The sequence below is a fragment of the Bradyrhizobium australafricanum genome (assembly GCF_020329495.1).
Lineage (GTDB): Bacteria > Pseudomonadota > Alphaproteobacteria > Rhizobiales > Xanthobacteraceae > Bradyrhizobium > Bradyrhizobium australafricanum.
In genome coordinates, this window is record NZ_JAGKJL010000008.1 from 1 (window position 1) to 23,275 (window position 23,275).

A 23,275-nucleotide genomic window follows, 5' to 3' on the forward strand; every position below is an offset into this window, starting at 1 on the left:
GTCGAGCATCCCGTCACCGAATTGATCACCGGCATCGATCTCGTCGAGCAGATGATCCGCGTCGCCGCCGGCGAGAAGCTCGCGATCGCGCAGAAGGACGTGACGCTGACCGGCTGGGCGGTGGAATCCCGCGTCTATGCCGAGGATCCGTTCCGCAACTTCCTGCCGTCGATCGGACGCCTGGTGAAATACCGTCCGCCGGCCGAGGCCAGCCACGACGGCATCACGATCCGCAACGACACCGGCGTGCAGGAGGGCGGCGAGATTTCGATCCATTACGATCCGATGATCGCCAAGCTCGTCACCCACGCCCCGTCGCGCGCCGCGGCGATCGAGGCGCAGGCGACCGCGCTCGACGCCTTCTATGTCGACGGCATCCGGCACAACATTCCGTTCCTGTCGGCCTTGATGAACCATCCGCGCTGGCGCGAGGGCCGGCTGTCGACCGGCTTCATTGCAGAGGAATTCCCGAAAGGGTTTTCGGCGCGCGCGCCCGAGGGCGAGATCGCGCGGCGGCTGGCCGCGGTCGGTGCCGCCATCGATCACGTGCTGGGCGAGCGCAAGCGGCAGATCTCCGGCCAGATGGGCGGCCGCGTGGTGCTGCGCGAGCGCCGCCGTGCGGTGTGGCTCGACCGCGCCGAGATCGCGCTCGACGTGGCGCGCGAGGGTGACGCCATCGCGGTGCGCTTCATTGCCGCCGACGGGCTCCCTGGCAATCCGCACAATCTGGTGTCGGGCTGGGTGCCGGGCGAGCCGGTTTGGCAGGGCACCATCGACGGCAATTTTGTCGCCGTGCAGGTGCGGGCGATCAACAACGGCTTCCGCCTCGCGCATCAGGGTTTTGAGATCCCGGTCTATGTCTTCACCGAGACCGAGGCGACCTCGGCGCGGTTGATGCCGGTGGTCTCGGCCGCCGACACCGGCAAGAAGTTGCTGTGCCCGATGCCTGGTCTCGTGGTGTCGATCGCGGTGACCGAGGGGCAGGAGATCAAGGCCGGCGAGACGCTCGCAGTCGTTGAAGCAATGAAGATGCAGAACGTGCTGCGCGCCGAGCGCGACGGTACGGTGAAGAAGATCCACGCCGCCGCCGGCGCCACGCTCGCGGTCGACGCGCTGATCCTGGAGTTTGCGTGACAATCAGGGATCGCGATCTTCGCATTCTACCGTAAGGATATGTCGGTTAACCCAAGGCGGGAAAAGGGCGACCGCCTCATGTGCAACGGGCTGCGAGCGATCAAGGTCGACCGATTTTGCGCCCGCATCTGGCTTTCAGTCGGCGCCACATCAACGCGAAGCGTCGTTCCACGACACGATGACGCGAGCATTCTGAAAGCCTTGTTCATGCGACATGCGACGGCCCAAGAATCGAGCTTGTTCGCAGACGCGCGAATGCGCCGGCAGGGTCCAATAGCGGAAAATTCGGTCATCGGATAGCTCGCGAGCTGCGCAAGCGCTCAGTGGCAGCGGGTTCACGTGGATGATCAACGGATCAGCGCCAGGCAAATCGCAATCGGCGCAAGCGATGATACGCGCCCGAACGCTCTGCCGAAAAAGCGGCAGGGTTTCGAATGAGGCCATGAATCGTCTCTCGTCGTCGCATGCGCTGGAAACTAAACAAGCCGGCCCCGATAGCCTGCAGCACAATATGCTGATTGGCGATGCGCGCGGTGAAAACTTCGAACATTAATGCCGGCCGGGCGGCGCAAGTATCATCAGACAATCGTGGCCGGAGGTCATGGATTGAATGCGGGCTCGGAATTGAAAGCAAAGGATGAAGCTCAAGCACATCTATCTTACCGCCCGGGAACCTGAAGCGTTAGCCGGCTTCTATGAAGGGCTTGGACTGACGATCCGCTTCGCCGACGGCGCCAAATGGGTTCAATTCGCCGGAGAGAAGGCCGCCTTCTGCATCGCAGGCCCGGGAGAGTCGGCCTCCGAAAGCGCTCGGAACGCGGTCGTCGTGTTTGAAGTGGATGATCTGGAGCTGGCGCTCGATCGGGCTCGCGCCCTGGGAGCCGAGGTTTTCGGCGAAGTGCGGGACATGGGGGCGCATGGCCGTGTGGCTTGCTTGAAGGATCCGCAAAGCAACACGATCCAGCTCTTTCAGGCGTCGAACAAGCAGGGCGGCTAGCCGGCTCCGGACATTCGGTCTGAGTATTTGCGGGAACCTATCACCATGAACTTCCGAGTGTCACCGATGCCAAACCAACCATCCCCGGTGTTCAGCAGCGCGGAATTCCGGAGCGCAATGCGCAACGTGCCCGGTGCGGTATCTATCGTGACGACGGGCGTGCGCCCGGGCAGGCACGGTTTGACGTTGACGGCTGGGTGCTCATTGTCAACCGACCCATCGAGCGTGCTCGTTTGCGTCAACAAGTCCGCCGGCGGTCACGACACAATAAAGCAGAGCGGATCATTCTGCTGGAACATTCTCACGGCAGATCACGCTGAGCTGGCAAAGAAGTTTGCGGGACAGGACGGAAGCAAGGGCGATATACGCTTCACTGACGGTTTATGGCGTCAACTCACGACAGGTGCGCCGAGCCTCATCGAGGCAATTTGCAGCTTCGACTGTCGCGTCTCCGGTTCGTACGATGCCGGCAGCCATACGATCTTCGTCGGCGAAGTTGTTGCCCAAACAACCAACCTCGATCGCGAGCCGCTTGTCTACGTAAACGGCGAATTCACCGTACCGAAGCGTTAGACGGTCCTGCGCATGGGCTGGCGAATGAGTGTCGGACTCAGTGAGAATAGCGCCCGGACGCCGACCGAGAATGCGAAGCAACGGCTCAGGTCATAGCGTCCGGCGGCCAAGAGGATATCTGTCACAAATGCAGGAGAAATATCAATGCGGGGGACCATGTTCGCTGACCGGATCAGGTGGGAGTTCAACGCCGGAATGGTCTCGATCCCGGCCGAGCGCGGCCAGCCGCGGGTAGCGGCTTCCCCGCGGATTGCAGTGTCCAATACGCGGCATTCGCTCGCGCCAGTCAGTGCTTGCTGATGCTCTCGCTCTGGCTCAATGTTCTTGCGAGCGGCATTCTGCTCGGTCTCGTTTACGGCCTCGTCGCGTTGGGCCTGACCATCATATTTGGCGTCATGCGCGTCGTAAATTTTGCGCACGGCGAGATGGTCGTGTTCGGTGTCTACATCGGCTACTGGACGGTTCGTCTGTGGAACGTCCCAATCATCGTGGCGGCAGCAATCGCTGCGGTCGTGATGTTCGTCTTCGGATATCTGTTGGAAACGCTGATCGTAAAGCGGTTCGTGAACCGGCCGCATCACTATCAGTTCATTGTTTTCATCGGCCTGTCGTTGCTCTTTAGCGGAACCCTGTTGGTCGCGTTTGGGCCGGATCCGCGTCCAACTGCCTCGCAGCTGTCGTTTCAGACCGTATCTCTCGGCCTTGTGACGCTCGACCTGGCGAGAGTGCAGGCGGCAGCGACCGCCGGGCTGCTTATAGCTCTGCTTGGAGCGTATCTGAAGTTCTCCCCGTTCGGCCGCTCGCTGCGGGCGGCGGCGGACAATCGTTTGGGCGGTCTCATCGTTGGACTGAACATTCCACGAGTCTATGCGGTTACCTTTGGCATCGGCGCAGCTTGCGCAGGGGTCGCCGGCGCCCTGATATCTCCCCTGTTCGACGCTCAACCATATCTCGCCGTCGATTTCACTCTCCTTGCTTTCGTAACGGTCATCGTGGGCGGACTCGGCAGCTTCGGCGGAGCACTCCTCGGAGGTCTGGTGATCGGCGTCGCCGAGGCATTCGCGGCGTTGATGTTCACGCCTTCGATGAAGACGGCGCTTCCTTACGCGCTCCTGATCATCATCCTGGTTTTCCGCCCGAGGGGGTTTTTTGGTGCAAAAGAAATTTGATCGTGGGCTGAAAAGGACACGGTGGCTTGCCGGGATAACGGTCTTCGCTGTCCTGGGATTAGTCGGGATGCTGGCAAACCCGTACATCATCTCGCTGATGACGATCGTATTGTTGTTCACCTTCCTCGGACAGTCCTGGAACTTGATGCTTGGCATCGGCGGGCAGCTATCGATCGGCCACGCCCTTTTTGTCGGGCTGGGAGCCTATTCCGTCGGCGTCCTCAACGTAAAGTACGGCATTTCGCCATGGGTCGGGCTCTTGACCGGAATGATCCTCGCCGGATCCGTTGGCGCGTCGATCGCATGGTTGAGCTTCCGGTTCGAGGTTCGTGGTATCTATTTCGCGCTGCTTACGATTGCCGCCGCCGAGTTCGCCAGGATCATGTTCAGTGGCTGGGAGTTCGTGGGCGCAATGCAGGGATTGTTCTTTCCTGCGCCAACAGGCGGGATTGAGATCTCCATGCTTCGCGGCGATGCCCGCTTCTACTACTTCGTCGCGCTTGCACTGGCGGCGTTGGGAATAATCGGAACCGAACTTATTTCACGATCCTACCTCGGATACGTATGGCGGGCGATGCGCGACGACGAATCGGCCGCACGCGCGCTCGGCGTCCGGACCTTCCAGCACAAGATTCTCGTGATCTCGATATCGGCAGCAACGGCCGCCGCGGGCGGTGGCGTTCTGGCACTCGTGCAAGGGTCGATATTCCCGGACTCGATCATGGGGATGGGGCTATCGGTAGACGTCCTGATAGGGCCCGTGGTCGGAGGGTTGGGGACTACGTTCGGTCCGCTGGTCGGGTCGCTCGCCGCGATTCCGCTCAATCACTTGATGAGCGCGCTCGGCGACAGTCTTCGGATTCCGGGACTGAACAATATTACCTACGGTGTTGTCCTGATCTCGGTCGTCTGGTTCCTGCCAGACGGCATCTGGCCGGCGATTGTGCGCCTTTGCAAAGCTATCCAGGCGCCACCCACGGCATGGCTGTGGCAGTCCCGAAAGGTCGAAGAATGACAACCCTGCTCGAGGTCGAGAACCTGTCCCGATCGTTCGGAGGCTTGGTCGCGGTGAAGGATGTAAGCTTCTCACTTCGAGCGGGGCGGATCACAGCGCTGATTGGACCGAATGGAGCGGGAAAGACGACATGCTTCAACTTGGTCGCTGGTGCTCTGAAGCCGACCAGCGGCCGGGTGCTGTTCGAAGGCCGCCAGATCGACAATTCGCCACCCGAGACTGTTTGCAGGATGGGTATCGCGCGAACATTTCAGATCGTGCGGCCGATGCGTGAGATGTCGGTGCTTGAGAATGCCATGATCGGAGCCTTCAGCTGGACCAGAAACGTAAGCGAGGCCAGATCGAAGGCGTACGAGTCTCTTGAAAGCGTTGGTCTGGCCGCCAAGGCCCATGCGAGGACGGATCAATTGACGCTACCGGACCGGAAAATGCTGGAGACGGCCAAGGCGTTATCGACCCGGCCCAAATTGCTGTTGCTGGACGAGGTTATGGCGGGTCTGCGACCGACTGAAGCTGCGGGCATTGTCGGCGTATTGCAGAAGCTTGCCGAAGGTGGATTGACGATCCTCCTTGTCGAGCACGTCATGCGCATCGTGATGGAAGTGGCCTCACGTGTGGTGGTGCTGCATCACGGCGCCAAGATCGCAGAGGGAACTCCCGGAGACGTGGTTGCAGATCCGAAAGTCCTCGAGAGCTATCTGGGGGCAGGCTTCCATGCTTAGTGGTGCGCTTCTGACGATCGATGGACTTTGTGTCGCGTACGATGGATCGTGCGCTTTGAACGGCGTCTCCTTGCAGATCCACAAAGGCGAATTGATCTGCGTCGTTGGCGCGAACGGCGCAGGGAAGACCTCACTCATCAGATCAATCTCGGGCATCGTTCGATCGTCGAGCGGTGTCATCAAAATGAACGGTGTTGATATTACCGGGACGCCGCCATGGGAGATCTGCGAGCGCGGCATTGCCCAGGTCGCGGAAGGTCGGCAGATCTTCGGAAGTCTTTCTGTGGAAGAGAACCTGCTCCTCGGAGGGGCGCTGAAGCGCGCGAAGGGCGGGCAGTCCGAAACGCTCGACTTCGTTTATCAATTGTTTGAGAAGCTTCGTGAGCGCCGGGGGCAATTGGCTGGTACGCTATCGGGCGGCGAGCAGCAGATGCTGGCTATCGGCCGTGCAATCATGTCGAAGCCCGAGGTCATCATGTTCGACGAGCCTTCCATCGGGCTGTCGCCCGCGCTGACGGACGTCATGTTTCGTGTGGTGAAGTCCCTGCACGAGCAGGGAGCCACGGTACTGCTGGTAGAGCAGAATGTGGCGAAATCGCTTGCGTTGGCCAATCGCGGCTACGTTCTGGAGAACGGCTCAATCGTGCTCCACGGATCCAGCGACGAGTTGCTGAACAATCCCGAGATTCAGCGCGCTTATCTTGGATTGTAACGGTCCTGAATGGCGGGACTAGCCCGTCATCCGAAAAGGCGGCCGAGCGATCGCAGCAGAAGATGCCGCGAAATAGTCCGGGCACGACCAATTGTGTCGAGCAGCGGCGTCCGGCAAAGGGTGTACCGCAATCAATTCCAGAAAACCTGGCTTAAGGTATTTCCATGGAAGCCGATGACGCCCTTCTAATCGAACGCGACGGCGATGTGGTCACCATGACCATGAACAGGCCGCCGGCAAACGCATTGAATAACGCCCTTGTTGGCCGGCTGCTGGACACGTTTCACGCATTGGCTCGCGAGGTGTCGCCGCCGGGCATTGTCCTGACCGGCCAGGGCGAGCGCTTCTTCAGCGCGGGCGGAGACATAAAGGAGGTCGCCGGCATCGAAATATCCCGGCCTCGGATGAGGAGCTTCCACGCGCTTCTTTGCGAGATGGAGAGATACCCCGGGCCCTTCGTGTGTGCCGCGCGTGGATACGCCGTCGGCGGGGCCTTGGAGTTCCTTCTTCACGCCGACTACGTCGTGGCGAACCGTGAATGCAAGATCGGATTTCCGGAGATCAACCACGGCCTCTTGCCTGCAGCCAAGGGAATCCGGAAGGCAGTTCAGAAGCTTGGGCTTCGTGAGGCGCAGGCACTGCTCTACTGGGGCGACTTGACCGACGCCCAAAGGGCGCTCCAAATTGGGGCGATCAACGAGATCGCAAGCACCGCGGAAGTGATGGTGAGGGCCCGGGAGGTATGCAGGTATCTTCGTGGAAAGGAGCTCAAGCTGTTTGCGGCGATCAAGCGTTCGCTGAACCTGACGGCCCAAATGGACGATGCTGCGCTCGAGGCGGTGACGATCGAGGATCTCGCGGCCTATCTGGTAGACGATAGTTCGGCACAGGCGCGTTCGCGCTTCCTGTCGAAACAGCCAAGGAAAGCGTGAATGACCGCACCGGCATTGCCTGACGAGCTCCGCCTTGAACTTATGAGCTTCGAACAGGTATCGGCCGCCCTTGCTGCGGGGGCATCCACCGTCCTGATACCCTGCGGAGCTGTGGAGCAACATGGACCGCACCTTCCGCTCTGCATGGATGCGGATCATGCAGACGCCATCGCCGCAAGGCTGGCGCGGTGTCTAGGACGCACCCTGATCGCGCCCACCATCAAGGTCGGCTGTTCAGCCCATCATCTCGTCTTCCCGGGGACGATATCCATTCGTCCGGAGACATTCGAATCGATCTGCCTGGATTATTGCACAAGTCTTGCGAGGCACGGCTTCAGGCGCATTCTGCTGTTCTCGGGGCACATCGGGAATTTTCCCGCGCTCCAGGACATGCTTCCCCGGCTGAGGAGCGCCGTTCCGGTAGACGTCGAGATCGACGCGTACTGCGATGCAGTCGCCTGGATCGAGAGATGGCGAAGCGCCGTCGAGCAAGCGGGTGGTGACCCGAATGCGGTTGGAGGACATGCCGATATCGCGGAGACGTCGCTCATGATGTTGCTCCGCCCCGATAGCGTTCGGCTCGATCGGTTCGAGGTCGGGCATCTCGGTGCGCTATCCGAGGAGCAGCTTCAGGCAATGTGGAGAAACGGGATCAAGTCCGTCACCGCCAACGGCATCATCGGCAACCCGTTTGGCTCGACGGCCCGGATCGGCGAGCGATGTCTCGCGGCGATAGCAGATCTTCTGGCTGTCTCGTTTGGAAGCCAAAGCAACGCTGTCTGAATCTCTCATGCTCCTCCGCGCATGAACGCCGAGAATGATTGTCGCGCCACGTTCAGTGGCATTGGCTGCGAAAAGGGCAGGCGTCGACTTCTCACAGCACAAAATTTGGAAAGTCATGTAACTGCGGGGCGCATTCGAACAAAAATGTTGCCGCGCCAATGAAATGCTTCGCCATCTTGACACTCCATGAGGATCCAGAAGATGGCACTTACGTTCGGGTTTTGGTCGGAGCAAGAAACCCAGGTCGGGCAGAGCTATGCCCGCCGACTCCATGAACTCGTGGACGAGGTGCGTCTCGCGGAAAAGGTCGGATTCGACTGCGTCGCGCTTTCCGAGCAACACGTTGCACTCGGCGGCATCTCGAGCTCCGCGCCGGAGGTCGTCTACGGGTACCTCGCAGCCGTTACTTCGCGCGTGAAGCTGAGGTCAGCGGTGACGCTGATGCCCCAGAAGATCAATCATGCCTTGCGATCGGCGGAGCGATTGGCAGTAACCGACATCCTGTCGCATGGCCGCATGGAATTCTACGCCGGCCGGGCCAACACGACCATCGCCATGCGCGCCTTCAACGTTGATCCGAGCGAAACTCTCGCTCAGATGGAGGAAGGTATCGCGCTCCTGAAGAAATCGATGCGCGAAGATATCTTCACCTTCGAGGGCAAGTACTATCAGATCCCGCCGCGGATGCTGGTGCCCAAGCCGATGCAGAAGCCGCATCCGGTCATCGGCATCGCTGCGACCAGCGAGCGCAGCCACAGCTGGGCCGGATCCGAAGGCCTCGCCGTCATGAGCAACTGCATCTACCAGGGATGGGAGGTCCAGGAAAAGCTTTTAAACACTTACCGTCGCGGCTGGAAGCGTGACGAGCAAGGCCCGCTCGATCGGCCACGCATCGGCATCCCGCTTTTCTTCGGCATCGGGCCAACCGATCAGAAAGCGAAGGACGATTACGCCGAGCCCCTCATGCACTATGCGAGGATTTCAACGGACGCCTATCCCCGTCTCGCGAAGCTCGCCGACGACTATGCGTATATGAGCGAGAGCGTGCCAGCCATGGAGCGCGCGGGAAAGGACTGGGACTACTTGCTCAACCACTCCGCGACAACGGTCTGCGGAAGCCCGGACACCGTCATTCGTCAGATCGAGAAGTTCCAGGCGATGGGCGTCGACGAGGTGCTTCTCCATCTCGACTCCGTCAATCACGAGAAAATCATGGAAGCGATCGACATGTGTGGCCGCTATGTGATCCCCCACTTCAACGACAGAAACAATGTCGTCCGGCCTACGGAAGACATTCTCGGACAGATCCGCGCCATGCGACCACAAAAGTAAGCCAACCGGAACCAACGGAAGATAGCCATGTCGAAGCAGAACTACAAATATCTGATCGTCGAGAAGCGGCCGAGCGGTGTCGCCATCATCACGATGAACCGGCCGGAGATCCTCAATGCCATCAATTGGGATATGCACAGCGAGCTCGAGCGGGTCTTCGTCGAGCTGGACGAGGACAAGGCGGTCCGCGCGATCGTTCTGACGGGGGCGGGACGGGGGTTCTGTTCGGGCGGCGATCAGAAAACGCTCGACAAAAGTCCGATCCCGTCGCCGACCCGGGGCGGACGCCATCTGATCCGGAACATGCTGGAAGTCGAGGCGCCGATCATCGCCGCGGTCAACGGCGTCGCGGTCGGTCTCGGGGCAACCCTCGCCTTGTTCTGCGATGTCATATTCGCGAGTCCGGCCGCGAGGTTTGCCGACACGCATGTTACTGCAGGCGTGGTCGCGGGCGACGGCGGCGCGGTGATGTGGCCACTGTTGATGGGGCCCGTCCGTGCGAAGCATTACCTGATGACCGGTGACTTCATCTCCGCGGAAAAGGCCGCGTCCATCGGCATGATCAACGAGGTGATTTCGAACAGGGACGTCAAGGATGCTGCAATCGAGTACGCAGAGATGCTCGCGAGCGGCCCAAGAGAATCAATCATCTGGACCAAGTATTGCGTGAACAAGATCATCAAGCAGTACGCGCATCTGCTCCTGGACACCTCGACCGCCCTCGAGACGATCACCTTTGCCGCGCCCGACCGGCGCGATGCCGTGGCCGCCTTCGCTGAAAAGCGCAAGCGCTTCGCGGAGCGTTGAGAGGTGAGCGCCGAGGGTTTTGCGTCAGGCGCCCAACTCGCCGACGTGACCATTCCGCAGCTCCTGAGCCAGCGGAGGGTGGAACTTTCTGACGAGATCGCGTTCAAGCAAAAACGTCGCGGTGAGTGGATCGCCACGACCTGGAAGCAGTATTCGGACCTGGTGGCCAAGTTGGCGGCCACTCTGCAAAAGGCTGGATTCGAACGCGGCGATCGCGCGGCGATCATGGGGGATGTGTCCCAGGAGTGGCTTCTTGCCGACATGGCGATCATTTGTGCCGGCGGCATCATGGTCGGCGTCTACTTCACCTCATCGGCGGATGAGGTCGGCTATTATCTCGGCGACTCCGGAACGTCGTTCATGTTCGTCGGGAGTGAACTTCAGCTCGGTACCGTCCTTGCATCGGGCCGTGCTGACCAGCTGAAAAGAATCATCGTGCTCGATCCCGCGTGGAAGAAGGCAGGCGGGCCGGCGAATGTCGTCTCTCTTCATGACTTCTGGAGGGAAACATCGGTCGACGCCGACATCTTTCTGCGAGAGCAAGTCGCGAAAGCAAAGGCGAGCGATCTGACCAGCATCGGATACACGTCCGGCACGACGGGATTTCCGAAGGGAGCGATGCTGACCCATCTGTCGCTACTCGCCGGTGCGCATAGCGTAACCCTGTTCACTTCGAAGTTGCGCTCCGATGTCCACCGTGTCGTCGTGCACCTGCCGATGTCACACACGGTGGCGCGCGCACAGGCAACGACACTGCCGCTGCTCATCCGCCTGGTGCCGTATTTCGGCGAGAACAGCGCAGAGTTCGCTCAGACGGTCAAGGAAGTGAAGCCGACCTACTTCATGGCTCCGCCGCGGTTCTTCCAGCGTTATGCCACCCAGATCCTCAGCAAGGTTCACTCCGGGTCCGAGAAGCAGAAGCAGAACTATCAGCTCGCGATGACCATCGCCCGCAAGGCTCTTGATGATCGCCAGGCCGGAGGCGTGCCAGACACGTTCATTTCCGGCCTCTTTGCCGTGTGCCAGCAACAGGTTTTCCGTCCGCTGCTTTGTGAGGTCGGGTTCGAGGAACTCACGGTTACATACACCTCGTCTGCGGCGATGCCTCCCGAGCTCATGTCGCTGTGGCAGCTATGGGGATTGCAGCTGAAGGAATGTTACGGACAGACAGAGCTGGTCGGCGCCAATCTGGTGCAGATGGCGGAATGGCCGGAAGCCGGCACCGTGGGCGTACCTCTGCGGGATCCGTCTTGGGAGACCGCTGTTCTCGAAGACGGGGAAATGATTGTCAGGGGACCCGGGCTCTTTGTCGGTTATTGGAATAAGCCGGAAGAGACCAAATCGGCTCTGCGCGATGGCTGGCTCTACACCGGAGACATCGTGGACGTCGATTCGGCAGGCCTTTTCAGGCTGGTCGATCGAAAAAAGGAGATCATCAACACTTCCAACGGAAAGTCCATCAGCCCGACGCAGATCGAAAACGAGCTCAGGCGCAGCCCGTTTATCTCTGAGGCGGCTGTGCTTGGAGAAGGAAAGAAGTACCTCACCGCGCTGATCGAGGTGAACGCGACCGCGACGATGGATTGGGCCAGATCGCATGGTCTGCGGATCGACCGGTACTCGGAACTGGCGAACTCCGAAACCGTGGTGCGGATGATCGAAGCAGAGATCGGCAAGGCGAATGGCCGGCTCGCCAGGGCCGAGCAGATCAAGGCGTTCCGGATATTGCCGGAAGAGCTTTCGCCCGAGAACGGCATGATGACGCCGACTCGGAAGAAGCGTCGGAAGCAGATCATGGAGAGGTATCGGTCGTTGATCGATACGCTTTATGACGAGAGCGAAGACAACCTCGTCAAGGCGGAAGTCAAACCCTGAGCCAAATCATGCGGGCGGCGCATCTCGTGAAGCGCCGAGCGCGAGCGCACGTCCCTGGCGCGATAGCGCCTCACCGTTCAGTGAGCGCTATCAGACCGCATTGATATTCTTGCAGCCAACCAAAGGGGGAATGAAATGAGAAAGCACAGCGAAAGCGGTTTGAGCCGCCGGTCCTTGATCGGTAGCGGAATTGGCGCCGCAGTCGGGTTCGCATCGCGGCAGTCAAGAGCGGCCACCCCGGCCAAGGTGCGTGTCGGCGCAATCAATCCGAGCAGTGGCGTCCTGGCGTTTCCGGGGCAGGCTTGCGTACGCGGCATCGATGTCGGTGCGAAGTTCGCAAAGGAGAAGTTCGGTATAGAGCTGCAAATCATCCATGCGGACACGCAAAGTCGGCCGGAAAACGGACGGATTGCCGCCGAGAACCTGATCAGACAGGGGTGCACGGTACTTATCGGCGCGTGGGATTCCGGAGCAACCATCTCCGCGCTTCAGGCCGCAGAGGCCGCAAAAGTGCCTATGGTCGTTCACATCGCGAGCGCGACCCAGGTGACCTCTCAGGGATTCACCGAGGTGTTCAGGTATTACCCGACGTCCCTGACAATCGTCAGGAAGTCCCTCATGGAGCTGAAGTCACTCCTGTCCTCGATCAAGGACGCTCCAACAAGCGCCGCCGTCATGCACCTCAACAATACGATGGGACAGTCGACCGCGGCGAGCATCGATCAGGCCTGGAAGGAGGTCGAAGTGCCCCTCAGGATTGCCGAGTATATTCCATACGATGAAAGAGCCAAGGATCTCTCGGTCGAAGTTGCAAAAGCCAAAGCTTCTGGCGCGGACGCGTTGGTCTCCGTGACGCGTGTCAACGACGCCATCATGATCATTCGGGAATGCACCAAGCAGGGGTGGAATCCCAAAATGATCTTCTCACCCAACTCGAATGGCGCGCAGGACAAGGCGTACTATGACGCGTTGGGCAAGTACGGCGACGGCGCGATACTCTCGACCCTGTGGTATAATCCGAAGGCGCCCGATACCGCGGCGATCTTGAAGAGATTTGCATCCGATTATCCAAATGACTGGGTCGACGGGAATTCGGGGTGTGCCTTCGAAGCTGTTCAGATTGTTGCGGACGCCGTAAGCCGCGCCGGTTCTTCCGAGTCCGCTGCGATCCACGCCGCGCTTAAAGGAACGGACATGACGCCTATCCTGATGTCCAGCGGCAAGATCAAGTTCGACGCCAATGGCCAGAATACGGGCAGTGACGTGACCATCCTCCAAGGGCAGAACGGGAAGCCTCGCGTGGTGGCGCCGCAGTCGGTCGCCGAAGCTGCGCTCCAATACCCTCTGGTCCCATTCAATTCGCGGTAGGAGAAGCCGTGAGCTGCGGCCCCAGCGGGCGGTGCTGGGGCCAGCGTCCCCGCGCGCGAAGGTCTTCAAGCCAAGGGCTCACGGCCTACGAAGCTGGATCGCTCGGCAAGGAAGCGACGCGGGCTCTTGCCCATTGCCTTCTTGAACATGGTTATGAAGGCGCTGGGGGTCTCATAGCCCAGATCGAGCGAGACGGCCTGAACGGAAGATCCCGCAGACAGCCTCTGCAGCGCGACCAGGATGTGAAGGCGCTGTCGCCAGCGTCCGAACGTCATCCCGGTTTCCTTCAGCACCAGGCGGGCGAAGGTCCGGACACTCATCGCATATCTGGTCGCTAGTTCGTCGATCGTGCTGCGATCGCCGGGGTCATTGAGCAGCGATGCCGCGAGATGCTGAAGTCGGCTGTCGGTGGAGATGGGCAAGTACATCTGTTCAGTGGACATCTGCACCAATTCGTCGAGCAGCACGCGCCCGAGCCGGCTGGTCGGCCCCTCGACCGGATACAGGGGAGGAAAGACGGAGAGCCGATGTATCAGTTCACGGACGAGCGATGATATCGTGAATGTGCAGCACGTGCTCGGAAGCGTACTCGCCTGCGGATCGATGAAGACGACGTAGACCTTACCATTGTCCGAGACGCAATTGCTGTGCATGACGCCGGCCGGTATCCACACGGCACCCTGCGGCGGAACGATCCATAGTCCGCCGGGGGCGCGACACATCACCGATCCATGTGAAGCGACAACGAGTTGCCCTTTTTTGTGTGAGTGGAGCGGAAGCTCGTCATTGTCTTCACCGGTTTCGATGCAGAATGAGGTGATCGGCCGATCGAACTGATCCGGATCAATCGGATCGTAGTTGATCCGAAGCTCGGGCAAATTCATTCTGGCAAAACCAGGATCCATTTCGGACGTGGATAACATGCTCATCGAATTCGCTCGTTATTGGCTACGGCTTCCGCAATTCAGGAGGCGAAGATAAGGGGCGCGCCTGGAGTCCGGGTGACGATAGCGCTCCGGGACATGCTCGTCACCGAAAAGTAACGCGAGGATGCAAGAATCCGATCCTGCGGGTTAGCCTCGTCCTTCCCCGGAGGATTTTGGTGACGGTCACGGCTGCGCATTGCCAGGCTCCGCGACGGTGAATGCAGCCGGAAGGCTCAACGCAGGAAGCTGCTGCGACAAGACGCGTCTCGGGGCGCCAGACCGGGTACCGCCCCGATGGTAGAAAATGCCGCGTTGCCGCGTCAACCGGCTCCACCGATCGCGCTTTCACGGTTCTCCGCAAGGGTTTTCGCCAGAAAATGCCGCGACCCCCGATGCTACCAAGGAACAATTTCGCGGAAAGCCGGCACGGACGTGTTGCCGATTGGAAGGCGAAAGCCGGGGCGCGCTGGCTGTGACGTCGAGAGACGGAAGGCCGCGCCGTGCGATCGTTCGGGGGCAATTGAATATGGCGGAGGATGATCGAACTGTCTTCAGCATATCCTTGAGCGCTCAGGAGCTGGAGTTCGCGGCAGCATGCCGTGACTTTGTTCTGCAGGAGAAACCCGAGCTCAGATCGTCCATCGTTGTAGCGGACAATATGCTGTCGATCGCCGACCAGCCACATGTCCGGCAGGCATTCATGGAATTGGGCCTGGCTAGATTGGTCCGCGTTCTGCGGCTCGCGATCGTGGGTAAAGCGATTGCGATCAGGAGAGCACCCAGATTGCTGTTTGATCTCGCGCGCTTCAGGACAAAAATTGTGCGGGCCCTGCGCGGACGCGCGGGATAGCCGCCTAGGGAACGGCGTCGATCGATCGTGCGACGAAAGCCGGCATTCGGTAGATGGCCAGTGATGGGCTCCGTCAATTGGTGTGATCCTGTCGCATCGGCTATGGACCAACTGGCCTCCGGTCCATGCAGCATGGCGCCCGCCGATGTGGCTTATCCCGGCCTTGTCACGCGAAAATGCCGGAAACTAGTACAATTCCGTCTTCTTCAGCACAAAATGCCGGGCGGCATACCGGATAGTTCTGTCGCTGAGATCGTTCGTTGGGCTGTCTTCGATCGAGATCCGCGTTCGGCGTTTGCGAAGGATCCACATCCTTCGCTTCCTCCCTGGACTTGGCCCGGCTCGTGCCGGGCCATTTTTTTGCTCGGCGGCGGCTGAAGCGTTTGCGGGATCAGCTTGTCGGCCGGCTCAGCGCTGTGGGGCTCAGCGGCGTATGATTTTCTTGAGGATCTCGGTCAGAGTCCGAAATTCTTCCCTCGTCAAGGGGGCGAATGTCTCGCCGGAAATCTCGCCAATGGTCTCGATCGCAGCGTCCGCCGTCCGCCTCCCCTTGTCCGTTAATTCGATCTGCCGCCGTCGTGGATCCAAAGGATCCTTGGAGCTCTTGATTAGCCCCCGCGATTTGAGGCGATTGATGACGCCAGTGATCGTTGCTGAATCATAGTGGATCAGTCGTCCCAGGTGATTTTGAGAACATGATCCGACTTCCCTCAGTTTTGCCAGCGTCGAGAATTGGGGTGGGGTCAGTTCTTCGATCATTTTCGCGACAAAGATCGATGTGTGGGTACGGAGCGCTACGCGCAACAGGAATCCTGGTGCATCGTCCAACCTGTAAGACTGTGCGGCCTCTTTTGGCTTCTCCGTCGGAGCCGTCTTGGTTTTCGGTTGCACGATTTTCGTCCTCTTGCGGCACTTGGCCGTGGCTCGGCTTGAACAAAGCTGGATGGCTCGGCCTCGGAAGTCCCGAGTTGATCATTTGTGTACATTCGTTGCCCCCAAGAATCCATGCCGTCTGACCGCGAGTCCTATTAGCCCGGTGGGTCGGAACGTATCATCACTTGTGTGCGAGTGTAGCACTTGCAGACAAGTGATAAATGCGATAGGGATTGAGGATTGCCCCCTGGGAGGAGCCGCGCAGGCTTCCTGGCCATCGGCGGCGACCTCGCACCCCGGATCCGAGCATGTCGGTGACTGACAGCATGAGCGCCGTACGGCCCGACCTCATCGAGAAGGTTACGGGGCGGGCAGAATACGTTACCGACCTCGTGATCCCCGGGATGCTGCACGGCTTTGTGGTTCGTTCGCCGGCTACTCACGCGCGCATCTCGTCGATTGACGCGAGCGTCGCCAGGTCCGTACCCGGCGTCGTCGACGTGCTCATCGGAGCAGATGTCGCCTCGTTCGGTTGCTGGGGTGTCGTGCTCAAGGACCGGCCGATCATGGCAATCGACCGGGTCCGGTATGTGGGCGAGCCGGTCGCCGTGGTGATCGCTGAGAGTATCGAGATCGCCGAAGCCGCCGCGGAACTCGTCGACGTCGCGTACGATGAACTCCCTCATGCAACGACCATCCGTGAAGCGATGATGGCGGATGCGCCGCTCATCCATGAGCATCACGAAAACCTCGAAGACTTCTACTTCAAGGGCGGCGCCAGGCCGACACCGAACAGCAACATATTCCAGACATACAGGAACAACGTTGGAGATGTCGACGCTGCGGAGGCGGTTGCGGCGTACATCCACGAGGACCACTTCACTTTTCCGGCGATCTCGCATTTCGCAATGGAGCCGCATGCGGTCATCGCCGACTTCCAGGGGGACTCCCTGACGGTCTGGGCCGGTGCGCAGACGCCGACCGCGGTTCAGAAGGTGCTGTCCAGGCTGTTTGGCCTGGTGCTGGCCAAGGTCCGCGTAATCGTTCCGTTCGTTGGCGGGGGATTCGGCGGCAAGGCATCCGTCAAAATCGAACCGTTGGTCGCCGCCGCGTCCTGGAAGGTGCGGCGCCCGGTTCGGGTCGCTCAATCCATGGCCGAATCGATGCTCACCTGCCGAAGGCTTGGCGCAGACATCACGATTCGAACCGCGGTCGACGCCAACGGACGGATCCTCGCGAAGAGCGCCAGGCTTCTGCTCGACGGCGGAGCGTATTCAGATACTGGCTCGGCGGTCGCCACGAAATCGGCAAATCGCATCATGGGGCCATATGTGGCGCCGAATCTGAGCCTCGAGGCATGTGCGGTCTACACGAACACCGTCCCAGGCGCGGCATTTCGCTCAATCGGCGGCCCGCAAGCCGTATGGGCCAAGGAATCGCACATGGATAATGTGGCTGCGGCAATCGGAATGGATCCGACCGAGTTCCGCTTGCTCAACTTGGTCCCGCGCGGTGAGCGCATCCGCCCCGACCTGCGCGCGCTCGACATGGACATGAGCGAGTTGATCGGCCGGGTCACGCGGTCGTTCGCGCCGGAAGCGAAGGCGTCCAATCGTCAGGCACGCGGATTGGCCGTTGCCGCAACCGATCCGGCGAACACGCCGATCAGCAACGCCATCGTACGTCTCAAGATCGATGGGTCGGTCCTCGTTTCGGTTTCGAGTATCGAAGTCGGCCAGGGTGCGCACGCGACGATGGCCCAAATCGCGGCGCAAACCTTGAAGCAGAAGGTGTCTGCGGTCACCGTCCTGCGCTCCGATACGGCGGTCGCCCCATATGATTGGGGTACCGGCGCGAGCCGCTCGACCGTCGTCGTTGGCCTCTCGGTCGAGAGCGCCGCTCTCGACGCGGCCGATCAGATTCTCGAAATGGTTGTCGAGGTCTGGGAGCTTCCCCGCGACAGCCTGTCACTCGTCGAGGGGGGCGTTTCGACCGGTTCAGAAGTTCTCACTTTCCATCAGATATTTCACCGCAGCCTGGGTGTCGATTCGGGAGAAGTCGTCGGCCGCGGCGCCATCACGCCTCGTTCGAAGAAGGGCTCCCTGGCCGAGTCACCTTTGTTCTGGGAGACATCCGCGGGTCTCGCAGAGATCGTCGTCGATGAAGAAACCGGCGAAATCCATGTTCCTCGGTACGCCAGCGCCGCCGACGTCGGTCGTGTGATCAATCGCGTCGCTGCGGAAGGTCAGGACGAGGGCGCTGCTGTCATGGGGCTCGGTCACGCGCTCTACGAGGCCCTCGAGTTCGAGCACGGGCAACCCGTCAACGCGACGCCGATCGATTATTCGATACCGCGGATCTCCGACGTGCCGCCCTCGTTCGACACGATACTTGTCGAAAACGGCGATGGCCCCGGGCCTGGCGGCGCCAAGGGAATGGGCGAGGGAGCGATCCTTCCAGTCGCACCGGCGATCGCCAACGCGCTGTTCTCCACCTACGGCATCCGAATCACCGATCTACCAATGACACCCGAAAAAGTGTGGCGCGCGCTACAGAAGAGGAGCTGAATTCATGGAATTCAACATGTCGATGGCGGTGCCAGCGACGCCGGCGCAGCTTTGGAGCACGCTGCTCGACGTTCCACGCATATCAAGCTGCATCCCCGGGTGCGAAAGCGTCGAGGAAATCCAGCGGCTTGCAACCTACAAAGCGACCGTCAAGCAGAAGATCGGTCCATTCAAGCTCGAAGTGCCGGCTGACATCATCGTTGAATCGATCACCGAGCCGTCTCACGTGCGCACCCGCGCTACGGGGCGTGACAAGATCACAGGAACGCGGCTGGCGGTTGTTCTCGACGTGACCGTCACGCAAGAAGGGTCTGGTTCCACATTTGCCGTGGACGCGAAAGTCGACGTGCAGGGCCGCCTTGCGACCATGGGATTCGGCATCATCAAGCGCCGGGTCGATCAGAACTTCGAAGAGTTCGAGAAGCGGCTCAAAGAAATGCTGGGCGCGGCCTGACCATGCTGCCGTCACCCTTCCAATTCGAGCGGCCTTCGACGATCGCCGACGCCGTGCGTGCCGTCGGCGATTCCGGCGACGGCATGTTCTATGCCGGCGGGACCGAGTTGCTGCTCGCGCTGAAAATGCGCGTCATCCGTGCAGACCGCCTCATCGACATCAAGGGTATTCCTGGGCTCGATTGCATCGCCGTCAACGACATGAACGAGATCGAGATCGGCGCGCGCTGCACGCACAGGAAGATCAGCGGCGATTCCGTCATCCGCGAGCACGTGCCGGCGCTGGCATCGCTCTGCGCGGAGGTGGCGAACATCAGGGTTCGGAACGTTGGAACAATCGGCGGCAATCTCTGCTTCGGAGAGCCCCACGCCGATCCGCCGACGATGCTCGCGGCCTTGAACGCACGACTGGTGCTCGAGGGATCCAAGGGCACGCGTGAAATTCACGCCGATGATTTCATCCGAAGCGAAATGGAAACTGTGCGCGAGCCTGACGAGCTGTTGAGAGTCATCGTGTTCCCGCGGCCCGCGGGACCGGTAACTTATCGCCGGTTCAAGCATGGTGAGAGGCCCTCAGTGAACGTCGCGATGGCCTGGTCACTGAATGCCGGCGGGAGCAGGATCAGAAGCGCCCGTGTACGGGTCGGCGCGCTTGGTTCGCGGCCACAGTCTTTGACGGCCGTCGAAGGTGCCCTCCGAAACGTAGCGGTAGCAGAGGCCCGCCGGGCGATTGAGACAGCTCTTCCCGAGGCGCTGGATCAGCTTGAAGTCAACGCGGATCGGCATGGCGGGGCCGATTACAAGCGTCACCTTGCAGGCGTGCTTCTTCTGCGTAACGCCGATGAGGCGATCATCGCCGGGACGAGCTGGCTGAAATGACACAGGTGTTGGCCATCTCGTTCTCGTTGAACGGCAAGACGATCGCCGTCGACGTCCCGGCTCATGTGCTCTTGATCGATCTTATCCGAGATCGTTTGGGCCTGAAGGGAACGAAACGTTCCTGCGACATGGAAGTATGCGGCGCTTGCACGGTCCTTCTCGACGGTGAGCCGATCTCGAGCTGCACAACGCTCGCCGTCGATGTGGATCGGCGCGAGGTTACCACAATCGAGGGTGTCACGCCGCCGGACGGACTATCCCGGATCCAGGAGGCGTTCGTGCTTCATGGCGGTCTGCAGTGCGGCTTCTGCACGCCCGGCTTCATCATCGCGGTCACGGCGCTCTTGAAGACCACGCCACACCCGACAGACGCGGAAATCCGCCACTACCTGCACGGCAATCTTTGCCGCTGCACCGGTTACACCAAGATTTTCGAAGCCGTGAAGAGCCTTGGGGTCCAGCAGGTCTCGCAGGATGCCGTTTGAATCCGCGCGAGACAGCGCAGCTACCTTCTGGAGATATCATGAGTGTTGATCAGGTCAAAAGAACGAGTGTCCTTATCGCAGGCGCTGGCATCGGCGGTCTGGCGATGGCGCTATCGCTGCTTCGACGCGGCATCGATTGCGACGTTTTCGAGCAGACGTCCGAGTTGCGCGAGGTGGGCGCCGGCCTTTGGGTCTCCATGAACGGTGTGCGTGTTCTTCGTGATCTCGGCCTCACCGAGCAAGTCGAGCAGAACTGCATCGCGGCAGAGCGACGTTCCATCCGGCTCTGGAACACGGGTGAAACGTGGTCCCTCTATAATCGGAGCTCCGACGCGGCCCGGAACCAACCCTATCTTCTGCTGCGCGCGCATCTGCTGAAGATCCTTGTCGACGGTGTGCGGCGATTGAAGGCGGACGCCATCCATCTGAACGCCCATGTTGTCGGGTTCAGCCAGAGCGACGAGGGAGTTCGGGCGCAGTTCGCAGATGGCCGTGAGATCGAAGGTCGCGCCTTGATCGGCGCCGACGGCTCCCATTCGAAGGTTCGTACCGGTCTGATCGGCCAGATCGAGAGCCGGTACACCAATGCAATCGCCTGGCGTGGTCTTGTGCCGGTCGACCGCCTCGAGCCGCATCAGCGCGAGCCCGTGGTGTCTACCTGGATCGGGCCGACCGCGCATGTCACGGCATATCCGGTCCGTTGGCAGAACACGGAATTGATGACGTTCTCGGGTCAGGTCGATCGCAACGACTGGCTCCTGGAATCGTGGTCGGAGAAGGGCTCTGTCGAGGAGTGCCTGAAGGACTTCCTGGGCTGGCATCCCGACATCATCGCGCTCGTCAGCAACGTCGATAGCCTTCACAAATGGGGCCTGTTCGTGCGGCCTACGCTGGCTGGCTGGTCGCAAGGACGGGTCACGCTTCTTGGAGATGCCTGCCATTCCATGCTGCCGTATCTCGGTCAGGGAGTGAACATGGCGTTGGAGGACGCGTCCGTTCTCGCCCGCTGCTTCGAGCAGCAGCCCGACGATCTCGCGGGAGCTTTCCAGACATACCAGAGCCTGCGACTTGATCGCACAACCAGGGTCGTGAAGTCCGCTGCCGGGATGCTGCCGATCTTCCATAACCCGGCGCTGTGCAAGGCCGAAACGGCGGGAGACTACATCAGGACCCAGTGGGCGCCGGAAGCGACCGCCGCTCGTTACGACTGGATCTACCAGTACGACGCGACCGCCGTTCCTCTTCATTGACATCTCTCCTCCACGAGCACCGGTGCACAACGATGATCGGCAAAGAGCCCTGGGACGACGTAATACCGCTCGAAGAGCGCGAGACCTATGCCATCGCGGGATTGGGTGGCGCGGCTGGATTCGGCAGGCGGCCCGCGCTCCTGGTGATTGACGTGCAGTACCGCTCGGTCGGTGACGCCCCGATGCCGATCCGCGAAGCGATCAAGCAATATCCGACCAGCTGCGGCGACGCTGGTTGGCGGGCCATAACGCAGATTTCCGAACTGATGCGGTTGTTTCGCGGGAGAGGATGGCCGGTGATATTTCCGCATGTCGCCTGCAAGGTCAGCCATGACCAGGGGGCATTCGCGGCAAAAATTCCGGGCATCATGCAGATTCCGCCCGAGGGCTACGACTTTGTCCGCGAGGTGGCTCCAAAGCCGGGGGAGCTGCTGCTGCCAAAGACGCAGGCGAGCGCATTCTTCGGTACCCCGCTGACGACGTATCTCGTCGGGGCGGGGATCGATTCACTGGTGGTGACCGGCTGCACGACCAGCGGCTGCGTCCGGGCATCGGTCGTCGATGCGTGCGCGCTGAATTTCAAATCGATCGTGCCGAGCGACGCCGTCTACGATCGTTCGCCGACTTCGCACGCGGCCAACCTGTTCGATATAGCCAGCAAGTACGCAGATGTGATGCCGACCTGGGAAGCCATCGAGCGGCTTCGCGCGCTGGCGGATGATCGTACCAAGGATCGGCCGACATGAAGGTCGCCCCGGTATCCGGTCTGCTTTACGGCGCTCATGTGCGTGCGAACGGCATCCGCCAGCATTACCTGCGGTTCGGCGGAGCCGGGCCCGCCATCGTCATCGTCCCGGGCATCTCGACGACGGCGGCACAATGGGCGTTCATCGCGGAACGTTTGTGCGTTGGACACGACGTCTATGTGCTCGATGTCCGGGGGCGCGGCCTTTCCGAAAGCGGACCGCATCTCAATTATTCGCTGGATGCCTGCGCCTCCGATCTGGTTTCGTTCGCCGAGGCGCTGGAAATAGGCGCGTATACCTTGCTCGGCCACTCCATGGGGGCCCGCATCGGAATTCGTGCCGCACGCTGGCGGCCATCGTCCATAAGACAGTTGATCCTGGTCGATCCACCGGTCTCCGGCCCCGGACGTCGCGCCTACCCGAGTCCGATCGGACCTCTTCTCAAGCTGCTTCATAGCGCAAGCCTGGGAGAAGCAGACGCGGCTCTGCGAAGCCCGTCCGCGCCGCGCTGGTCTGAAAGGCACATTCGTGCCCGGGCCGAGTGGATGCACACCTGCGACGAGCGCGCCCTGGTCGAAAGCCACAAGGGCTTTCATCACGATGACATTCACAATGACCTCGCCAACCTCAACGTCTGCACTTCGCTGCTCGTTGCGGGCAAAGGCGATGTCATCCGTCCCGAAGATGAAAGAGAAATTCAAAGATTGCTGCCGTCCATCGTGATCAGGCGACTGGAGAGTGCAGGTCACCAAATGCACATCGACGACACGGAAGGCTTCCTTTCGATCGTCAATGACGTTCTCGCCTGACCGGTCAGAGAGTTGCAG

At 60.6% G+C, this 23,275-nt stretch carries 24 protein-coding genes; 21 read left to right on the plus strand and 3 right to left on the minus strand.

Features of this window, described 5'->3' with window-relative positions; all coding sequences use genetic code 11:
• Positions 1-1,134 (plus strand): biotin/lipoyl-containing protein (locus J6525_RS09445; RefSeq protein ID WP_225643849.1); only part of this gene is annotated, 1,134 nt, incomplete at its 5' end.
• A gap of 150 nt (positions 1,135-1,284) precedes the next feature.
• On the opposite strand, the gene J6525_RS09450 is transcribed toward J6525_RS09445, so the two are convergent.
• Positions 1,285-1,578, minus strand: a complete 294-nt coding sequence (locus tag J6525_RS09450; RefSeq protein WP_225643851.1) for a hypothetical protein — start codon at positions 1,576-1,578, stop codon at positions 1,285-1,287.
• A 193-nt stretch (positions 1,579-1,771) separates the two neighbouring features.
• On the opposite strand from J6525_RS09450, the gene J6525_RS09455 reads away from it, so the two are divergent.
• The 12 genes from J6525_RS09455 to J6525_RS09510 all read left to right on the plus strand — a co-directional run bounded on the left by J6525_RS09455 (position 1,772) and on the right by J6525_RS09510 (position 13,419).
• The gene (locus J6525_RS09455) at positions 1,772-2,131 is read left to right on the plus strand and encodes a VOC family protein (RefSeq protein WP_225643853.1); all 360 of its coding nucleotides are present in this window, start codon (positions 1,772-1,774) and stop codon (positions 2,129-2,131) included.
• Positions 2,132-2,248: 117 nt separating this feature from the next.
• Positions 2,249-2,704: a flavin reductase family protein gene (locus J6525_RS09460; protein WP_225643855.1), complete on the plus strand. Its 456-nt coding sequence runs from the start codon at positions 2,249-2,251 to the stop codon at positions 2,702-2,704.
• 299 nt (positions 2,705-3,003) lie between these two features.
• On the plus strand, positions 3,004-3,873 hold the full coding sequence (locus J6525_RS09465) for a branched-chain amino acid ABC transporter permease (protein WP_057017950.1): 870 nt from the start codon (positions 3,004-3,006) through the stop codon (positions 3,871-3,873).
• 67 nt (positions 3,874-3,940) lie between these two features.
• On the plus strand, positions 3,941-4,888 hold the full coding sequence (locus J6525_RS09470) for a branched-chain amino acid ABC transporter permease (RefSeq protein WP_225643857.1): 948 nt from the start codon (positions 3,941-3,943) through the stop codon (positions 4,886-4,888).
• On the plus strand, positions 4,885-5,610 hold the full coding sequence (locus tag J6525_RS09475) for an ABC transporter ATP-binding protein (RefSeq protein ID WP_225643859.1): 726 nt from the start codon (positions 4,885-4,887) through the stop codon (positions 5,608-5,610). Before J6525_RS09470 ends, J6525_RS09475 begins: the two co-directional genes overlap by 4 nt.
• A 55-nt stretch (positions 5,611-5,665) precedes the next feature.
• Positions 5,666-6,322, plus strand: a complete 657-nt coding sequence (locus tag J6525_RS09480) for an ABC transporter ATP-binding protein (RefSeq protein WP_225643861.1) — start codon at positions 5,666-5,668, stop codon at positions 6,320-6,322.
• A gap of 164 nt (positions 6,323-6,486) precedes the next feature.
• The gene (locus J6525_RS09485) at positions 6,487-7,254 is read left to right on the plus strand and encodes an enoyl-CoA hydratase/isomerase family protein (protein ID WP_225643862.1); all 768 of its coding nucleotides are present in this window, start codon (positions 6,487-6,489) and stop codon (positions 7,252-7,254) included.
• Positions 7,255-8,037, plus strand: a complete 783-nt coding sequence (locus J6525_RS09490) for a creatininase family protein (RefSeq protein WP_225643864.1) — start codon at positions 7,255-7,257, stop codon at positions 8,035-8,037.
• A 201-nt stretch (positions 8,038-8,238) separates the two neighbouring features.
• Positions 8,239-9,369, plus strand: coding sequence for an LLM class flavin-dependent oxidoreductase (locus tag J6525_RS09495; RefSeq protein WP_225643866.1), 1,131 nt, complete (start codon positions 8,239-8,241; stop codon positions 9,367-9,369).
• A gap of 93 nt (positions 9,370-9,462) precedes the next feature.
• Positions 9,463-10,176 carry an enoyl-CoA hydratase/isomerase family protein gene (locus tag J6525_RS09500; protein WP_229185233.1) on the plus strand — a complete coding sequence of 238 codons (714 nt, stop codon included), beginning with the start codon at positions 9,463-9,465 and terminating at the stop codon, positions 10,174-10,176.
• 3 nt (positions 10,177-10,179) lie between these two features.
• The gene (locus J6525_RS09505) at positions 10,180-12,051 is read left to right on the plus strand and encodes an AMP-dependent synthetase/ligase (protein WP_225643870.1); all 1,872 of its coding nucleotides are present in this window, start codon (positions 10,180-10,182) and stop codon (positions 12,049-12,051) included.
• Positions 12,052-12,186: 135 nt separating this feature from the next.
• Complete coding sequence (locus J6525_RS09510; RefSeq protein WP_225643872.1) at positions 12,187-13,419, plus strand: ABC transporter substrate-binding protein; 1,233 nt, start codon at positions 12,187-12,189, stop codon at positions 13,417-13,419.
• Positions 13,420-13,484: 65 nt separating this feature from the next.
• Here J6525_RS09510 and J6525_RS09515 read toward each other — a convergent pair whose 3' ends face one another.
• Positions 13,485-14,348: an AraC family transcriptional regulator gene (locus J6525_RS09515; protein ID WP_225643874.1), complete on the minus strand. Its 864-nt coding sequence runs from the start codon at positions 14,346-14,348 to the stop codon at positions 13,485-13,487.
• 523 nt (positions 14,349-14,871) lie between these two features.
• Here J6525_RS09515 and J6525_RS09520 point away from each other — a divergent pair.
• Entirely contained in the window at positions 14,872-15,195 is a 324-nt protein-coding gene (locus tag J6525_RS09520) for a hypothetical protein (RefSeq protein WP_225643875.1), read from the plus strand.
• 423 nt (positions 15,196-15,618) lie between these two features.
• On the opposite strand, the gene J6525_RS09525 is transcribed toward J6525_RS09520, so the two are convergent.
• Positions 15,619-16,086 carry a MarR family winged helix-turn-helix transcriptional regulator gene (locus J6525_RS09525; protein WP_225159844.1) on the minus strand — a complete coding sequence of 156 codons (468 nt, stop codon included), beginning with the start codon at positions 16,084-16,086 and terminating at the stop codon, positions 15,619-15,621.
• Between the two features lie 290 nt (positions 16,087-16,376).
• On the opposite strand from J6525_RS09525, the gene J6525_RS09530 reads away from it, so the two are divergent.
• From J6525_RS09530 to J6525_RS09560, 7 genes are read left to right on the plus strand one after another with little or no spacing between them, the layout of a single operon-like run.
• Positions 16,377-18,635 (plus strand): xanthine dehydrogenase family protein molybdopterin-binding subunit, encoded by a 2,259-nt coding sequence (locus J6525_RS09530; RefSeq protein ID WP_225643877.1) that lies wholly within the window; start codon positions 16,377-16,379, stop codon positions 18,633-18,635.
• A 4-nt stretch (positions 18,636-18,639) separates the two neighbouring features.
• Complete coding sequence (locus J6525_RS09535; protein WP_016840497.1) at positions 18,640-19,089, plus strand: SRPBCC family protein; 450 nt, start codon at positions 18,640-18,642, stop codon at positions 19,087-19,089.
• Between the two features lie 2 nt (positions 19,090-19,091).
• Positions 19,092-19,967, plus strand: a complete 876-nt coding sequence (locus tag J6525_RS09540) for an FAD binding domain-containing protein (protein ID WP_225643879.1) — start codon at positions 19,092-19,094, stop codon at positions 19,965-19,967.
• On the plus strand, positions 19,964-20,452 hold the full coding sequence (locus tag J6525_RS09545) for a (2Fe-2S)-binding protein (protein ID WP_225643881.1): 489 nt from the start codon (positions 19,964-19,966) through the stop codon (positions 20,450-20,452). The genes J6525_RS09540 and J6525_RS09545 overlap by 4 nt, the downstream gene beginning before the upstream one ends.
• Positions 20,449-21,702, plus strand: a complete 1,254-nt coding sequence (locus J6525_RS09550; RefSeq protein WP_225643882.1) for an FAD-dependent monooxygenase — start codon at positions 20,449-20,451, stop codon at positions 21,700-21,702. Before J6525_RS09545 ends, J6525_RS09550 begins: the two co-directional genes overlap by 4 nt.
• 32 nt (positions 21,703-21,734) lie before the next feature.
• On the plus strand, positions 21,735-22,448 hold the full coding sequence (locus J6525_RS09555; RefSeq protein WP_225644105.1) for an isochorismatase family protein: 714 nt from the start codon (positions 21,735-21,737) through the stop codon (positions 22,446-22,448).
• Positions 22,445-23,257: an alpha/beta fold hydrolase gene (locus J6525_RS09560; protein WP_225643885.1), complete on the plus strand. Its 813-nt coding sequence runs from the start codon at positions 22,445-22,447 to the stop codon at positions 23,255-23,257. The genes J6525_RS09555 and J6525_RS09560 overlap by 4 nt, the downstream gene beginning before the upstream one ends.
• Positions 23,258-23,275 lie beyond the last annotated feature (18 nt).